We start from the raw sequence: 15,583 nt of genomic DNA, 5'->3' as shown, positions 1-15,583 counted from the left end.
GCTCCCTGCGGATCCAGACGGCTCCGCCTTTTGCTTACTTTCTCAGGAATAATACATAATCGCTGTTCTTCGGATATACCTGCGGCGTCTGCCTGTGGATGGTATGTTTATACACATACTGATACAGTTCATTCATCGTCAGCTTTCCGTCTCCATTGCCGTTTTCGATATCCGCAGGCATTGCGCCGGCTGTTCCCACACCCTTTGTCAGCCAGTACGGGAACACATTATAGGTATGCTCTCCCATCATGTAGGATGTCTGCAGGTACGCGGAAGCTGTCAGTATGACAAACTTTTCCGTCAGGAACTGATTTCCATGGGGGAACTGTCCGCTTCCGTCGCTTTCCCCGGCTCCACTCAGCGTATCCCCGTCTGTCTCATAAACCGTCAGCCCCGGATCCGCTGCGGCAAAAGCGCTGATAAACAGATCGGACAGATCCGGTGCGTCGCCTTCTTCGTCAGCAGTCCCTTCATCCTCGAAGGACGCTGTGCTCAATGTCTCATTGTCCCATTCCTTGATTGCCGCGCCGGGTCCGCAGGATTCAAGGATCACAATGACCTTTCCCTTTGTGGCGGCAAGCGTTTTTGCCAGTTCCGGCAGTTCCAGCCACGTTTCCTTGTTTTTGCACCACAGGCGTCCGGCCAGCTGTTTGGATGTGGATTTGTAATCCCCGTGGGAGGCGAAGAAGAACATGGACACGTCCCCGTCCCGGGAAGGAGCAACGATGAGCTGATTGATTTTTTGATATACCTCACTGGCGACAAAGTCGTCAAAGGAATACAGCTTGTAGTTTTCGCCATCCGGTCCGGTCACGGATGAAAGCATATTCTTCATCAGCCGGACGTCTCCGCGGTTCCGGCGGATTACGCCGCCGGCAAAGGTGGATTCAGAAAACAGAATCGCGCGGTAGTTGGCTTTGACCATAACATCTGTTTCCTCGAGGATCTTTCCGTCCGGCAGGTATACCTTCAGTCTGGCTTTTCCGGGATAGCAGCCTGTCAGTTCGCCGTCCTGGCTGACCGTGAAGATCTTCGTGTCACTGCTCAGCCATTTCAGTGCGGTTCCCGTCTTTACCAGCTGCGGGCTGACCTGGATCTGCACCTTTGCGCCGTTGTTGACAACAATGCCTGTATCGTCCGGCACGAGGATGTAGCTGTATTCTGGTTCCGCGCCGGCCTCGGAATCAAAGCCCGCAACGATCCCCGCGAACTCCCGGGAATTGGCAAACCCTTCGTTCACCTGTTCCCGTGTCATTTCGCCCTTCAGCTGGCTCTTCCAGAAGCTCAGCCCGGCCGCTTCTGCTTCCCGGCCCAGATACAGCCGGTACAGCATTTTGACAAACGCCTCGTCGCTCAGCTGCTTCCTGTTCATTTCATCAGAGAAAACGAAACCGGCTGCCACTTCCGAGAACGTTTTAGCCTTCTGGGTCAGCTGGTTGCACCAGAATGCCAGGCCGTTTTCATCCGGTTCCCGGTTCAGCGCTTCCTTGTAGCACCTCGTAACAAAAGCGATCAGCCTCTCGCTGTATGCGACAGGCGCGGCCGCCGCTCCATCCGGAAGGGAGCCTCCTTCAATGCCGTAGCTCTCACAGATCTTCGTGAATTCCACGGACTGGCAGAATCCGTTGATCAGTTTGTTCAGGGACTCGCCGCTTGCAATCATCTTACTCCAGCTGTTTCGTCCCGATTCGTCCGACGGCCTGTTCAGCATCGTCCTGTACAGGATTTCAATCAGTTCCTCGGAGGATTTGTGTTTCCGGATGAATTCCTGGCTGCCGAGGAAGCCCTTGATAATTTCAGCGGCTGTAGCGCTCTTGCTTTTCAGTTTGTTGGTCCAGTCTTCCAGTCCGGCCTTGTCCTCTTCCCGTCCCAGAATCAGCCAGTAGCAGCGGATCACAAAGGCCTTCACCTTATCGGTTTCCTCTGCCGCCGCCCGTGACAGGTCTGTGCTTTCCTCCGTGTTCGCTCCGGAAAGCGTCTCTTCCTGTTCCGGAACATTTTCCGGAACCTTTTCAGTGTTTACAGTATCCGGTTCAGCCTGTTCTGCTGCTGCCTGTTCCGCCGCAGGTTCACTTTCTGCCTTTTCGGGAAGATTGTTATCCTGAACCGGTTCCTCCCCGGCGGGTTCATCCTGCTCCGGTTGTTCTTCGGGCGTTTCCTGTGCGGGATTCTCCTCCGCCGGCTCTTCCGCTTCCGTCTCTGCGGCTGTCTCATCCTCTTCGTGCTGTCCGGCGGCTTCTTCCTGTTCTCCGGCATGAAGCTCTTCAATTGCCTCTTCCCCGTTCACTTCTTCTGCCGCTGCAGCTTTTTCCGGCATCCGTACCGCTGTAACCACGTCATACAGGCCGGGTTCTGTCAGGGAAAAAGTGACTGTATTCTGTTCGGTTTTGATGATGGCCGGGATTACCCGCGCCTTGTCCCGCAGGCTCTGCGCAGCTCCGTTATACTGGAGCACATAAACGCTGACCGTTCCGTCAAGATACTGTTCCTGCAAGCCGGTCAGCCCCAGCTTTTCCAGCTTGATTTTGCCGTTTCCGCCCATTTCACGGAGGGTAATGCTCCAGATCATATGGCGGATAAGGGTGCTGTCATTCTGTTCAAGACCCAGCACCGTTTCCGCAGCCAGTGCAAATTCCGCGTTATTGACTTTTGTAACGACGGGCACATCGTCCAGTGCTTCAGCACCGTCCTTTACTGTAACGGTTATCTTCACGCCGTCCACAATTTCCGTCCGTTCAAACGGTTCCCCTGCCAGGTCGGTCGGCGTCGCAGTTCCTTCTTCAGCCAGCGAATGGCAGAAAACAAACACAATGCACAGCAGCATTGCCAGGATCCTTCTGATCCTTTTCCTGTACCCGTTCATCTGTGTCTGTACTCCCCTTCCGCCCTTTTTGTTTCCCTGCTTCTTCGTTCCCGTTTATCCGGGATAGGACAGCCGCCTGCAGGTCGTCAGATCCTCGCGGTATCTCCTGATATAGTATTTCGCCATGTTCAGGTTTTGCTCAGACCAGTTTCCGCATTCTTCAGGCTTGGCTCCGGGTATTTCTCCCTCAAACCCGAGGATAAAGTCGCACATTTCCAGGACCAGCGGATAAACGTCCTCCGCGCTCTGTTTCCCGAAAACCACCAGGTAAAAACCGGTTCTGCATCCCATGGGTCCGAAATAAATCACTTCGTCTTTCCTGCTGCTGTTGCGGAGGAATGATGCTCCAAGATGCTCTATCGTATGAATGGCCGGGATGTCCATCACCGGTTCACGGTTTGGTGCGGTCACCCGCAGGTCAAATGTGGATGCCGTGCATTGTTCCTGGCTGTCCGTCCGGGACAGGTAAAGGCCCGGCAGCAGGTTCAGGTGGTTCACCTGGAAGCTTGCGATTTTATCCATTTTGTTACTCTCCATCTCTGCCGGTGATTCTCTTCCGGAAATATGTCTGCCGGCAGCATACAATTATATATATTTCTCTTTTTCTTCGGTTGATTCCTGTTTAAAAACCTTTCATTTCTGTGAACAGAGAAGGAGGAGAGCGCTTGTCTCTCCTCCCGATGCTTTATGTGTGCAATTATTCAGCTGTCACGGTTTCGGTCTGGGTTTTCGTGATGGTAGTGGTCTTGGGCATCATCTGCTGCATTATCTGCTTGTTCAGCCAGGTTCCAGTCTCTTCAGGCAGGTTCTTGGTCAGTACGGTGATCGCCTTCAGGATGCCGGCTGTCAGGGTAATCTGCAGTTTCCCGCTGGCGGTGCCGTCGGTGTCATTCATCAGCGCTTCAAACGGAAGAACGGTGATGTCCTCTCCCTCGTATACGGAAACAGCTTCTCCGCCCTTGCCGACAGAACCTGTGATGTTCACAAGGGGCTGTTCAGCATTGTTCATAAACACATCCAGGGAATACTTTGTCCGCTCGCCTTCCACAGGTTCTGTTTTCGCAAGGATCTTCGCGACAGCGTCCTTGGAGTTGATATCAAAAGCCATGTCCAGGCTGCCGGCCGCGTCGCAGGTCACGGCAATGTCAGCAACGGATCCGTCTTTTGCGTTTACATGGGCCTTCAGGTCAGCCGCATTGTCCTTCGTAACGTCAGCGGCAATGCTCATTGTTTCCTGGTTCTGTTCAAAACTGAAGCGGATCCTGATCGGATCTTCGCCGCCGCCGATGCCGACATGCATGGTTTCCGGCTTTTCAGTCTCTTCTTTAGCCGCCTTGGTCAGATCGCAGACAAAGTAGCCGCCTTCGTTTTCGTTGGAGTAGAGGGCGAACTGCACTTCCGGCTTTTCCTCTTCGGGCATGCTGTTCAGCTTCTCAATCTCTTTATCGATTTCAGCGATCAGGTCCTTATCCTTGCTGGCAGCCTGTACAACCGGCTGAAGGGATTCCTTGGCCAGCAGTTCTTTCGCGCTGTTCAGGACCAGTTCCATAAACTCTGTATAGGTCATGTTGACGGGCGTCTTTGCCGTAAACTTCAGATCATCCACGGTAAAATCGCCGGTTTCGGTTTCACCTTTCTTTTCTTCAAACGCCTTCATCGCCTTCTCAACGATTTCGGCAAAGTCTTTGGCGATCTGCTCCTTGTCCAGGTTCTCCAGGCCGCCCATTCCGGCGGAAGCCTCGGTCATGGATGCCTGCATCTGCTGCTGGAGAGCCTGTACGGTTTCCGCGGATACAGAGATGACCTGGCTGCCCAGCAGGGATGAAGCGGCAATCAGTCCGCCGTCTTCAGCGTTCTTTACGCCGATGGAGAGCATGACGTCATCGCCGGCCAGCATATCCAGTTCGGCGTTGTCCTTGTCGGCGACGCCCTTCAGGGTCAGGGCTCCAACAATATCCTTCACAATGGTAATGGTCTGTTTTGTTTCTTCCGTCGCTGCGGTTCCGGCAAGGGCCAGGATCCCGTCTGCGTCCACGTTGATCTTTGCGTCAAAGGACACAGGCTCTTTCAGCGCTGCGGTCACGCCGCCGATGGAGCTGAAAGCCATCACGATAACCATAACAATGGACAAAATGGAATTCATGTTTTCTCCCCCTTGTTTTATAATAATGTTTTTAATTTGCTTCCGTGATTTCTTCTCCGTGATACCGGTAAACCCGCATCAGCAGGGCGCCGTCATCATTGGAGGTGCCCACAATCCTGATCGGGAAATCATACCGGTTGGTAAAAATCAGGTTCAGTTCCGGATTGCCCACAGCCGCGTCGCAGTGGATCGGCAGGTAGGCAGCACCGTTGCCGCCGTGAGGCCGGCGGTGATTGATCTCAATGTCCGGCAGCTGAATCAGGGCGTTGTACAGCGTACTGGAAACCTGGCAGGTACCGCCGCCGTAACCCAGCTTGGAGGTTCCTGCGGTCAGCACGCCGGCCTGTTTGTATCCCTTGCCCGGCCGGTAGGGACCCATGGTTTTGTTTGCGTCCAGGCGTTCACCAGGCTGCAGGACCTGGGAAATATACTGGCAGCCGGTTTTAATATTGTGGATCCGGTTCAGGTTTGTTTCGGTCTGTACCATTTTATAATAGCTGGTATAAGCGGCAATCGGGCTGTCCGGGAACAGTTCCTCGTCGGTGGGAGATACAGGAATCAGATCCGTCAGTTCGTTAGGATCGATATAGCCGTATTCCCGCCAGTAGTTCACCATGGCCCAGCCGTTGTAGAACTGCCAGATGCTCAGCTCTGTACCCGGTTTCAGGATGACCCAGTTGTTTCCGTCATCTCCGTCACCCTGGGAAGGCGTCATGCTCTTCCGTACATGGCAGGTAGTAGCAGTCTTGGCAATATAGGCATGCTTCTGCACATTGAAGGGAGGGATATTCTCCGGATCAACGGATTCAATATCGCTCTTGGCAATCTGCTGCCGTCTCACGTAGCCGATCACATTATCCCGGCGCACGATGAACCAGATCAGGCCGACATACAGGATGTCAACCTTTTTGCCCCTTGCGTCCGCCAGTCTCATCTTGGGAGTGATTTCTTCTTCACTCTTCCACTTTTCAGAGTAGATCGTTCCGTTAAAATCCGTACGCATTTTAGCCTTATACAGCGCAGGAGAATTCATGTCAAAATCCTCCCGGGTTTTTTCATGGTAAACCTCACCCTGTACATTGGCTTCAATATAGTTTTCAGCCTGGTCTTCCTCTTCCTGCATTTCCCGCAGTTCCTCATCTGAGAACTGGAAGTCTTCATCTTCTTCCGCAACAGCAAAAGACATCGTTCCAGCCAGAATTCCCAGGGCAAGTATAATGCATAAAATGCGCTTCATTAGCACATCCTCCTTCATCGTATACGAAAAATATTATCCCCTTTTTTCGTATACCTGTCAACCGCGCCGCCTTGAGCGGGGCAATTGAACTCTACTCTTTCAAACGATTATCTGCCCTCCTTTGTTCCCGTATGGTCTGCAGATCAGGACTCCGGTTTTTCCCTCATCCTGGCCGTATTATATTCCCCGCAAAGCACCGAATAAACGACTTATCTGATAAATTGACCCCTCGTATTTTTCCCATTTCGAAGAAAAACTAAACAATAAATCACATTTGCCCGTTTACGGGCAAATATATCATATCGCGAAGCGATATATCATTGATTTTGTAAGCTGTACAGCTTACAAAATCTTGTGTTCCCCTTTCTTTTCAGGCACATTTTATGGTATAATATACTGTCATCATTCGGGCCTTTCGTTGAAAGCCCCAAAGGAGTGAACCCATGGCATCCCAAACCTATAATGCCGGTAATATCCAGGTGCTGGAAGGCCTGGAGGCTGTGCGTATGCGCCCCGGCATGTATATCGGTACTACTTCTTCCCGCGGCCTTCACCATCTCCTGTGGGAGATCGTGGACAACGCCATCGACGAAGCGGCCAACGGCTTCGCTTCCGAAGTGTCCGTCACCCTGCACAAGGACGGCTCCGCCAGCGTCTATGACAACGGGCGCGGCATGCCCGTGGACGACCACCCGACCATGCACAAGCCCGGCGTTGAAGTCATCTTCACCGTGCTTCATGCCGGCGGCAAGTTCAACAGTGAGAACTATGACTATTCCGGCGGTCTCCACGGCGTCGGCGCCAGCGTCGTCAACGCTCTGAGCAAGTGGCTCACCGTCGACGTCTTCCTCAACTGGACCCATTACCGTATGGCCTTTACCAGCGCAATGGATCCCGCCACCGGCAAAGTCCACGCCGGCAAGCCCGAAGGTCCGCTGGAAGTTCTCGGCAACACCCGTAAAAAGGGCACCCTGGTTCGTTTCCTTCCGGACGACGAGATTTTCGAGGACGTCCGTTTCCATACTGAAACTGTCGCCCGCCGCCTGCAGGAGTTGGCATACCTGAACCGCGGCATCCGCATCACCTTCACGGATGAGCGGATTGCCGATGCGGACAGCCGCACCCGTGTCTTCTGCTATGACGGAGGCATTTCCGATTATGTCCGTTATCTGAATGCCGGCAAAAACGCCCTGCAGGAAGATATCATCTATGTTGAAGGCAAGCGTGACTCGATCATCTGCCGTGCTGCCATCCAGTATACCGACGGCTACACCGAAAGCCTCTTCTCTTATGTCAACAACATCAACACACCGGAGGGCGGCACCCACGAGGCCGGTTTTAAAACCGCCTTTACAAAGTGCTTCAACGATTATGCCCGCCGCGTCGGCCTGCTGAAGGAGAAGGATAACAACCTGGCAGGTGAAGATTTCCGCGAAGGCCTCACCTGTGTCCTGACCACCATGGTCAAGAATCCCCAGTTTGAAGGCCAGACCAAAGGCCGCCTCGGCAACAGTGAAGTGCGCCCCGCTGTGGAAGCCATCGTTACCCAGCAGCTGCTGGACTGGCTGGATAACCTGAAAAACCAGGAAGTTGCCAACGCCATCGTCTCCAAGGCGATGCGTGCCGCCCAGGCTCGGGAAGCTGCCCGCAAAACCCGTGACAACATCCGTAAAGCCAGCCAGCTGGAGGCCGCTCCGCTGGTCGGCAAGCTCTCCAGCTGCACCGGACGCCACTGGGAGGATAACGAGCTCTTCATCGTGGAAGGTGATTCTGCAGGCGGCAGCGCCAAGCAGGGCCGGGATCGTCGTTTCCAGGCTATCCTTCCCCTCCGCGGCAAACCCCTGAACGTTGAAAAGAAGCATCTGGACCAGGTCCTCGCCAATGAGGAATTCCGCAGCCTCATTACTGCCCTGGGGACCGGCATTGATGAAGGCTTTACCCTGGACAACCTCAAATACGGCAAAGTCATCATCCTTTCCGATGCTGACCAGGACGGTGCCCATATCCGGGCAATCCTGCTCACCTTCTTCTTCCGTTATATGAAGGACCTGATCACCGGCGGGCATGTATACATCGGTATGCCTCCGCTCTATAAAATCCAGAAGGGCCAGAAAGTCATCTACGCCTACGATGACAAGGAGCTGGCCAAAGCCACCCGTACCGTGGGCAAGGGATACACCCTGCAGCGGTACAAAGGTCTGGGTGAGATGAACCCCGAGCAGCTGTGGGAAACCACCATGGATCCGTCCCAGCGCAAGCTCATGCGCGTGGGCATCGAGGATGCTGCCCTGGCGGACCGGCTCACCACCGTCCTCATGGGAGACAAGGTGGAACCCCGCCGCGATTACATCAGCGAACACGCTGACTTTAACCGTACAGACACGTTCGATGCGGAGCTTGACGGTCACAGCGTGCAGGCGCAGGAAGGAGAGCAGTAAGCCATGGCGAAGCGTAAAGAACCTGAAAAGCCTATCGTCAAGGACGATCCTTCCCGGATTCTTGATATCAATATGGAAGACGTCATGCATAACAGCATGATGCCCTATGCCGAACATGTCATCCTGGAGCGCGCCCTTCCCCGGGTGGAGGACGGACTGAAGCCCGTTCAGCGCCGTATCCTCTATACCATGATGGAACTCGGCACCACGCCGGATAAACCGCACCGCAAGTGCGCCCGTATCGTCGGCGACTGTCTCGGTAAATATCATCCCCACGGTGACTCCTCCGTCTACGGTGCCCTGGTGCATATGGCGCAGGACTTTTCCATGCGCTGCCCCATGGTGGACGGCCACGGCAACTTCGGCTCCATCGACGGTGACGGCGCCGCTGCCATGCGTTATACGGAAGCCCGGATGACGCCCCTGGCCATGGAAATGCTGCGGGATATCGAGAAGGATACCGTACCTTTCCGCCTGAACTTCGATGACACCCTGAAAGAGCCGGACATGCTGCCTGCCCGTTTCCCGAACCTGCTGGTGAACGGTGCCAACGGTATCGCTGTCGGCCTGGCCACCAACATTCCCACCCACAACCTGGGGGAAGCCGTCCGCGCCGTCATCGCCCAGATGGAAAACCCGGATATCACCCTGGATGAACTGATGAAGATCCTCCCCGGTCCGGACTTTCCCACCGGCGGCGTGCTGCTCTGCAATGAGGAGATCCGCCGCGGCTATGAAACCGGCAAGGGTAAGCTGACCCTCCGTGCCCGGGTCAATATCGAAGACGGTCCTTCCGGAAGGAAGCTTCTTGTCATTACAGAGATCCCCTACCAGATTAATAAAGCCGCCATGCTGGAAAAAATCCAGAAACTGAGCGAGGATAAAAAAGTGGCCCTCGGCGGTATCTATGATATCCGTGATGAGAGCGACCGTACCGGTATGCGGGCCGTTATTGAGCTCAAGCGTGACGTGGATCCCCTGCGGACCCTGTCCTATCTGTATAAGTATTCCGACCTGCAGGTCACCTTCGGCGTCAACATGGTCGCCATTGTCGGCGGCAAGCCGAAGCAGCTGAGCCTGAAGGAACTCATCGCCAGCTATATTGATTACCAGAAGCAGGTTGTCACCCGCCGCACGGAGTATGAACTGAAGCAGGCAAAGGCCCGCGCTCATGTCCTGGAAGGCCTGATGATCGCCCTGGACAATCTGGATGAGGTTATTGCCCTGATCCGTGCCAGCAAGAGCCCGAAGGAAGCCCGTATCGGCCTCATGGAGCGGTTCGCGCTGACTGAGATCCAGGCCCAGGCCATCCTTGATATGCGCCTGCAGCGCCTGACCAATCTGGAAGTCGAAGCCCTCCGGAAGGAATATGCGGATATCCTGAAGCTGATTGCCCGTCTCGAAGGCATCCTGAAGAGCGGAAAGAAGCTGAATGAAGTTATCCGCAAGGAAATGGAAGCCATTGCGGAGGAGTTTGCCAATGACCGCCGCACTACGCTGGAAGTTCCTGAGGATGCTCCTGTGGATCTGCCGGACAACACGCCTGAACCGGAAGACGCCGTCATCATCTACACTGAGGGCGGCTACCTCAAGCGTGTCTCTCCCGCCCTGCTGAAGCGTACTCCGCTTCCCACTGCGGAAGAGAACCTCACTGAAAGCGCCCGCTGGCTGCTTCCGACCACTACGGCGGAGAATCTCTATATCTTCACCGATCTGGGCAACTGCTATCCCATCAATGTCGGCAAAATTGCGGAATGCAAGCCGAAGGACCGCGGCCAGCTCCTTTCCGGCGTCCTCATGGGCATCGAGGAGAACGAGCAGCCGCTGCTCATGCTGACCTGCGATTCCGCGAAGATGAAGGATCTCCCGGACTTCCTGTTCATCACAAAGAACGGTATGATCAAGCGCACCGCGGCCGTGGACTATGACGTCCGCAGCCGGAAGTATCCTTGTCTCTCCCTGAAGAAGGGTGACGCGCTCCTGGCCATTCTTCCCGCCGCGCATGAGGGCGATCTGCTGCTTATCACCAGGGGCGGCATGAGCATCCGCTTCCCGCTCTCCACCGTTCCGGTCCAGGGACGGATCGCCACCGGCGTTAAGGGCATGAGTGTGGAAAGCGGAGATGAAGTGCTCTGGGTCAGCCAGCTTGAGGAAACCGATGAAATCGTCATCTTCTCTGAGCGCGGCTGGGCCAAGCGCATTCCCCAGCTTGATTTCGAGCCCCAGAACCGTGCCGGTAAGGGTGTCCGCTGCTTCTACTTTAACAAGAACGGCTCCAACGGCAAGTGTATTGCCGATGTCAGCCGGATCAACCGTGATCTGCCCTTCGATCTCCTGGTCTACCAGGCTCGCAGTCCGGTCAGCAAACTCTCCCGGGACGATATCCTGCTCCAGAACCGGGCTGGCAAGGGAATGCCCTACGTCATGGCCATCCTGGACGACATCGTCACCGGCGTTACGGCTGTTCCCGCTCCCGTTCCCGAAGAGCCCGCTTCTCCGGAATCCACATAATCCTTTCCCCGGTTATTAACCATCAGGCAATTTCCCACACAATCAATAATTCTGAATTCTGAATTCTGAATTATGAATTTTACATTGGAGGTACATCAATTATGGGTAGACAGAATTTCGGCGGCTTCGGTGGAGGCGCCAACATGCAGCAGCTTATGCGTCAGGCTCAGAAAATGCAGCAGCAGATGCAGGAAGCCCAGGAGCGCCTGGACGAAGCTGAATATGAAGCTACCGCCGGCGGCGGAATGGTTTCCGTCAAAGTCAGCGGCAAGCGCGAGCTGACCGCGATCACCATCGATCCCCAGGTTGTGGATCCGGACGATATCGAAATGCTGCAGGACCTGGTGATGGCTGCGGTGAACGAAGCGCTTCGCAAGGGCGAGGAAGCCCGCGAAACCGCGATGAACCGCATGGCTCCCGGAATGGGTGGTCTGTTCTGAGATGAGCAGTCAGTTTGAGCCTATTGCGGCCATGGCCATGGAACTGGCCAAGCTGCCCGGCATCGGGCCTAAAACGGCCCAGCGTCTGGCTTACCATCTGGCCTCGCAGCCGCAGGAAAACGTCCGCGCCCTCTCTGTCGCACTCTGGGAGGGCCGCAAAGCTATACGCTTCTGCGAAACCTGCGGTAATTATTCCACCGGCGACGCCTGCCCCATATGCGCGGATCCCACCCGTCACAACGGCCAGATCTGCGTGGTTCGCGATCCCCGGGATGTGGCGGCCCTTGAACGGATGCATGAGTATCACGGGCTTTACCACGTGCTTCACGGAACCCTTTCTCCCATGGAAGGTGTCGGTCCCGATGACATCCACATCCGGGAGCTTCTTGCGCGTCTCGGCACGGAAGAAGTAAACGAAGTGATTCTCGCAACCAATCCGGATGTGGAGGGCGAAGCAACCGCAACCTATATTGCGCGTCTTCTGAAGCCCATGAATGTCAAATGTACCCGGATCGCCCACGGTGTACCCGTCGGCGGCGACCTGGAGTATACGGATGAAGTCACCCTCTATAAAGCCCTTGAAGGCAGAAGAGACATGTAATCTTGTCAACTCACAAACATGGTAAGAATCTCAACACATCAGCCACAATGAAGGCTATGCCTTCATTGTCATCCCGAGCCTGGTCGAGGGATCCCTTGATAAAATGACTTACGAATTTATAACGCCTCTTTTACTTATTCTTTGCTTGCTTCTCCTGATTATCCTTTTGATCAGGCAGTCTGCGCTTGACCATAAACAGGAACGCGACCGGATGACCCAGGAACACGGCTTGGTCAATCTTGGCAATCGCCTTCTGGATGAGCTTGACGCCCAGCACGATGAGGCAGCAAAATCCCTTTATGAAGCCAATCAGTCGCTCATGACCACCCTGTCCCAGATGGGACAGGGTCAGTCTACATTGCTGGAAAGCATGCAGCGCCAGGTTCTTCTTTCCACCCGGAACCAGGAGGAAAAGATCAATGATCTCCGCCTGGAAAACGAACGGCAGCTTACTGAAATGCGCAAGACCGTGGATGACCGCCTGTCAGAAAGCCTGGATAAGAAGCTGGATCAGTCGTTTGCCCAGGTCAGTGAGCGTCTTGAGTCCGTCTATAAAGGGCTCGGCGAAATGCATACCCTGGCCTCCGGTGTCGGTGATCTGAAAAAGGTCCTCACCAACGTCAAAACCCGGGGCATCTGGGGTGAAATGCAGCTGGGGAATCTGATCCGCCAGACACTGGCTCCCGGCCAGTATGAGGAAAACGTCGCCGTTGTTCCCGGCTCAGCCGAACGGGTCGAGTTTGCGGTCTGCCTGCCGGATCAGAGTGGAAATACGGTGTATCTGCCAGTGGACAGCAAGTTCCCCCAGGAGGACTATATCCGCCTGACAGATGCCGCCCAGCAGGGAGACGCTGCCGGTGCTGAAGCTGCCCGGAAGGCGCTCATCCAGCGCCTGAAGCAGGAAGCGAAAAAGATCTCTGAAAAGTATATCTTCCCGCCTTATACCACGGATTTTGCCATCATGTTCCTGCCTGTGGAAGGGCTGTATTCCGAAGCGCTTCAGACGCCGGAACTGGTCGAAACCCTGCAGCGGGAGCAGCGGATCGTCATTGCTGGACCCGGTACCTTCTCTGCCATGCTCAACGCCCTGCAGATGGGTTTCCGTACCCTGGCCATTGAGAAGCGTTCCGGGGAAGTCTGGCTTCTGCTGGGTGAAATCAAAAAGGACTTTACTCGTTTCGCGGAAACGCTGGAAAACACCCGCCGCCGCCTTGACCAGGCAGGAGAATCCATTGATTCAGCTGTTACAAAATCCCGTTCCATCCAGCGCAAGCTTTCCGCGCTGGAAACGGGTCCTGCTGCTCTTGACAATCCCCCTGAAAGCCTTACAATACAAGAGGATGTTGATCAGTAAAATCGTTTTTCTCCGGCATGTATAAATACATTCTGCTTTTCCATGCCGGTCCATATCATTTCAGACCGTTGCGGAAGCATTTCCCGGAGAAAAAGGTCAATCGAATTAAAACTGGGAGGAATCGTGCTATGTCCATCAAAACGGAAATCTGGGGAAAATCCCCCAAAGGAAAAGATGTCCATAAGTTTACCATGACCAACAGCATGGGCGCTTCTGTCACTGTTATGGAATGGGGCGCTATCGTCACCTCCATTATCGTCCCGGATGCCGGCGGCAATATGGATGATGTTGCCCTTGGTTTTGACTCCCTGGATCGCTATATCGGGCCTCACGGCTGCTTCGGCGATACAGTCGGCCGCTACGGCAACCGCATCGGTGCCGGCAAATTCTCCATTGACGGTGTCCAGTACCAGGTTGCTCTCAATGACAATGGTAAAAACCATCTGCACGGTGGTAACGTCGGCTTCGCCGCTCATTTCTGGACCGGCACTCCCAAAGAGGGAGAACATGAGGATTCCGTATCCTTCCATCGTATTTCCCCCGACGGTGAGGAAAACTACCCCGGCAATCTGGATGTGACCGTAACCTTCACCTGGAATGATATGTGCGATCTGATCATCCGGTATGAAGCCACCACCGACAAGCCCACCCTCTGCAACCTCACCAACCACACCTACTTCAACCTGGGCGGCCATAAACACGGCACTGTTAAGGATCATGAAGTTGCCATCGATGCCGATGTCATCACCAAAGTGGACAGCGGTCTGATCCCCACCGGCGACTATATGCCTGTTGTCGGAACGCCCCTGGATCTCCGCGACGGCCTGTTACTGGAGGAAGGACTTGAAGTTTATGAAACCTGCCCCCAGATGATTCCCGCCGGCGGTTATGATCATAACTTCGTTCTCCGCAAGGGCGAAGCCATGGGCGCTGCGGCCAGCGTATATCATGAAGAATCCGGCCGCTATATGGAAGTGCTGACTGACCAGCCTGCCATTCAGCTTTATACCGCCTGCACACTGGATGTAAAGGGCGGCAAGGAAGGCGCGGATTACGGTCATTATTCCGGTTTCTGCCTGGAAACCCAGCACTGCCCGGATGATCCCAATCATCCCAACTTCCCCGGCACAACGATCCTTCGTCCCGGTGAAAAGTATGACACCACCACCATCTACGCTTTCCGTGCGGATGATGATTAATCCAGACACAATGAAAAATCCCGCTGCTTCATGCAGCGGGATTTTTCATTTGTCTCTGTTATTTTGCGAACTTCTTAACGCAGAACAGGACTGCGCAGGCACCGATCACGGAAACGATGATGTTTCCGACTCCGTTGATGGAATCAAGACCGATCAGGCTGAACAGCAGGTTGCCCACAACACCGCCGACCAGGCCCAGCAGGATGTTGCTGAGCAGTCCGTCAGGTCTTCCCTTCATGATCTTGCTGGCCGCGAAGCCTGCCAGCGCCCACAGTGCAATCTTGATAATCCAGCTGAAAATCATGTCTTTTCCCTCCTGTATAGCTTATCCGGCAATTACATTTTCTCATCAACAAGCTTCTTCAGCTCGTTCATGAATGTGCCCACATCGGTGAACTTCCGGTATACTGCCGCAAAGCGCACATAGGCGACGTCGTTCAGGTTCTTCAGTTCGGACATAACCATATCGCCGATCTTTTCGGAAGCAATTTCTCCGTCCATCGTGGCATAGGCCTTCTGTTCCACCCGGGTCACAATCTCGTCGATCTGCTGCATACTCACAGGCAGCTTATCGCAGGCATGCAGGATACCCGCTTTGATCTTCCGGCTGTCAAAGCTTTCCCTGCGGCCGTCCCGCTTTACCACAAACAGAGGACTGAGTTCAACCTTTTCATAGGTTGTAAACCGTCTGCCGCAGTTTGTGCATTCTCTCCTGCGCCGGATGCTGTTTCCGTCATCCGTCGGCCGGGAGTCAATTACTTTACTGTCCAGGCAGCTGCAATACTGGCATTTCATAG

At 54.5% G+C, this 15,583-nt stretch carries 12 protein-coding genes; 6 read left to right on the top strand and 6 right to left on the bottom strand.

The genetic code is table 11. The features are described from left to right. Positions 1-34 precede the first annotated feature (34 nt). The 4 genes from JRC49_12895 to JRC49_12880 all read right to left on the bottom strand — a co-directional run bounded on the left by JRC49_12895 (position 35) and on the right by JRC49_12880 (position 6,243). Positions 35-2,863, bottom strand: coding sequence for a DUF4214 domain-containing protein (locus JRC49_12895; protein ID QTE70681.1), 2,829 nt, complete (start codon positions 2,861-2,863; stop codon positions 35-37). Between the two features lie 54 nt (positions 2,864-2,917). Then, positions 2,918-3,385 (bottom strand): S-ribosylhomocysteine lyase, encoded by a 468-nt coding sequence (locus JRC49_12890; protein QTE70680.1) that lies wholly within the window; start codon positions 3,383-3,385, stop codon positions 2,918-2,920. Between the two features lie 175 nt (positions 3,386-3,560). Then, positions 3,561-5,006: a hypothetical protein gene (locus JRC49_12885; protein ID QTE70679.1), complete on the bottom strand. Its 1,446-nt coding sequence runs from the start codon at positions 5,004-5,006 to the stop codon at positions 3,561-3,563. A 31-nt stretch (positions 5,007-5,037) separates the two neighbouring features. Next, positions 5,038-6,243, bottom strand: a complete 1,206-nt coding sequence (locus tag JRC49_12880) for a VanW family protein (protein ID QTE70678.1) — start codon at positions 6,241-6,243, stop codon at positions 5,038-5,040. Positions 6,244-6,686: 443 nt separating this feature from the next. On the opposite strand from JRC49_12880, the gene JRC49_12875 reads away from it, so the two are divergent. The 6 genes from JRC49_12875 (at position 6,687) to JRC49_12850 (ending at position 14,786) form a co-directional block, all read left to right on the top strand. Continuing rightward, positions 6,687-8,681 (top strand): type IIA DNA topoisomerase subunit B, encoded by a 1,995-nt coding sequence (locus JRC49_12875; protein ID QTE70677.1) that lies wholly within the window; start codon positions 6,687-6,689, stop codon positions 8,679-8,681. A 3-nt stretch (positions 8,682-8,684) separates the two neighbouring features. Then, a complete protein-coding gene (locus JRC49_12870) occupies positions 8,685-11,192 on the top strand; it encodes a DNA topoisomerase 4 subunit A (GenBank protein QTE70676.1) in 2,508 nt (835 codons plus the stop codon). 101 nt (positions 11,193-11,293) lie between these two features. Then, entirely contained in the window at positions 11,294-11,632 is a 339-nt protein-coding gene (locus tag JRC49_12865) for a YbaB/EbfC family nucleoid-associated protein (GenBank protein QTE70675.1), read from the top strand. A gap of 1 nt (position 11,633) precedes the next feature. Next, a complete protein-coding gene (recR, locus tag JRC49_12860) occupies positions 11,634-12,233 on the top strand; it encodes a recombination protein RecR (protein QTE70674.1) in 600 nt (199 codons plus the stop codon). Positions 12,234-12,336: 103 nt separating this feature from the next. Beyond that, entirely contained in the window at positions 12,337-13,587 is a 1,251-nt protein-coding gene (gene rmuC, locus JRC49_12855) for a DNA recombination protein RmuC (GenBank protein ID QTE70673.1), read from the top strand. 128 nt (positions 13,588-13,715) lie between these two features. Further along, positions 13,716-14,786 (top strand): galactose mutarotase, encoded by a 1,071-nt coding sequence (locus JRC49_12850; protein QTE70672.1) that lies wholly within the window; start codon positions 13,716-13,718, stop codon positions 14,784-14,786. Positions 14,787-14,844: 58 nt separating this feature from the next. Here the strand turns inward: JRC49_12850 and JRC49_12845 are convergent, their stop codons facing one another. After that, complete coding sequence (locus JRC49_12845; protein ID QTE70671.1) at positions 14,845-15,090, bottom strand: GlsB/YeaQ/YmgE family stress response membrane protein; 246 nt, start codon at positions 15,088-15,090, stop codon at positions 14,845-14,847. A gap of 32 nt (positions 15,091-15,122) precedes the next feature. Further along, positions 15,123-15,581, bottom strand: a complete 459-nt coding sequence (nrdR, locus tag JRC49_12840) for a transcriptional repressor NrdR (GenBank protein ID QTE70670.1) — start codon at positions 15,579-15,581, stop codon at positions 15,123-15,125. Positions 15,582-15,583: the final 2 nt, after the last annotated feature.

This window comes from Clostridiales bacterium FE2011 (assembly GCA_017569305.1).
Lineage (GTDB): Bacteria > Bacillota > Clostridia > Christensenellales > Aristaeellaceae > Aristaeella.
This window is presented reverse-complemented; position numbering and strand designations above follow the sequence as displayed.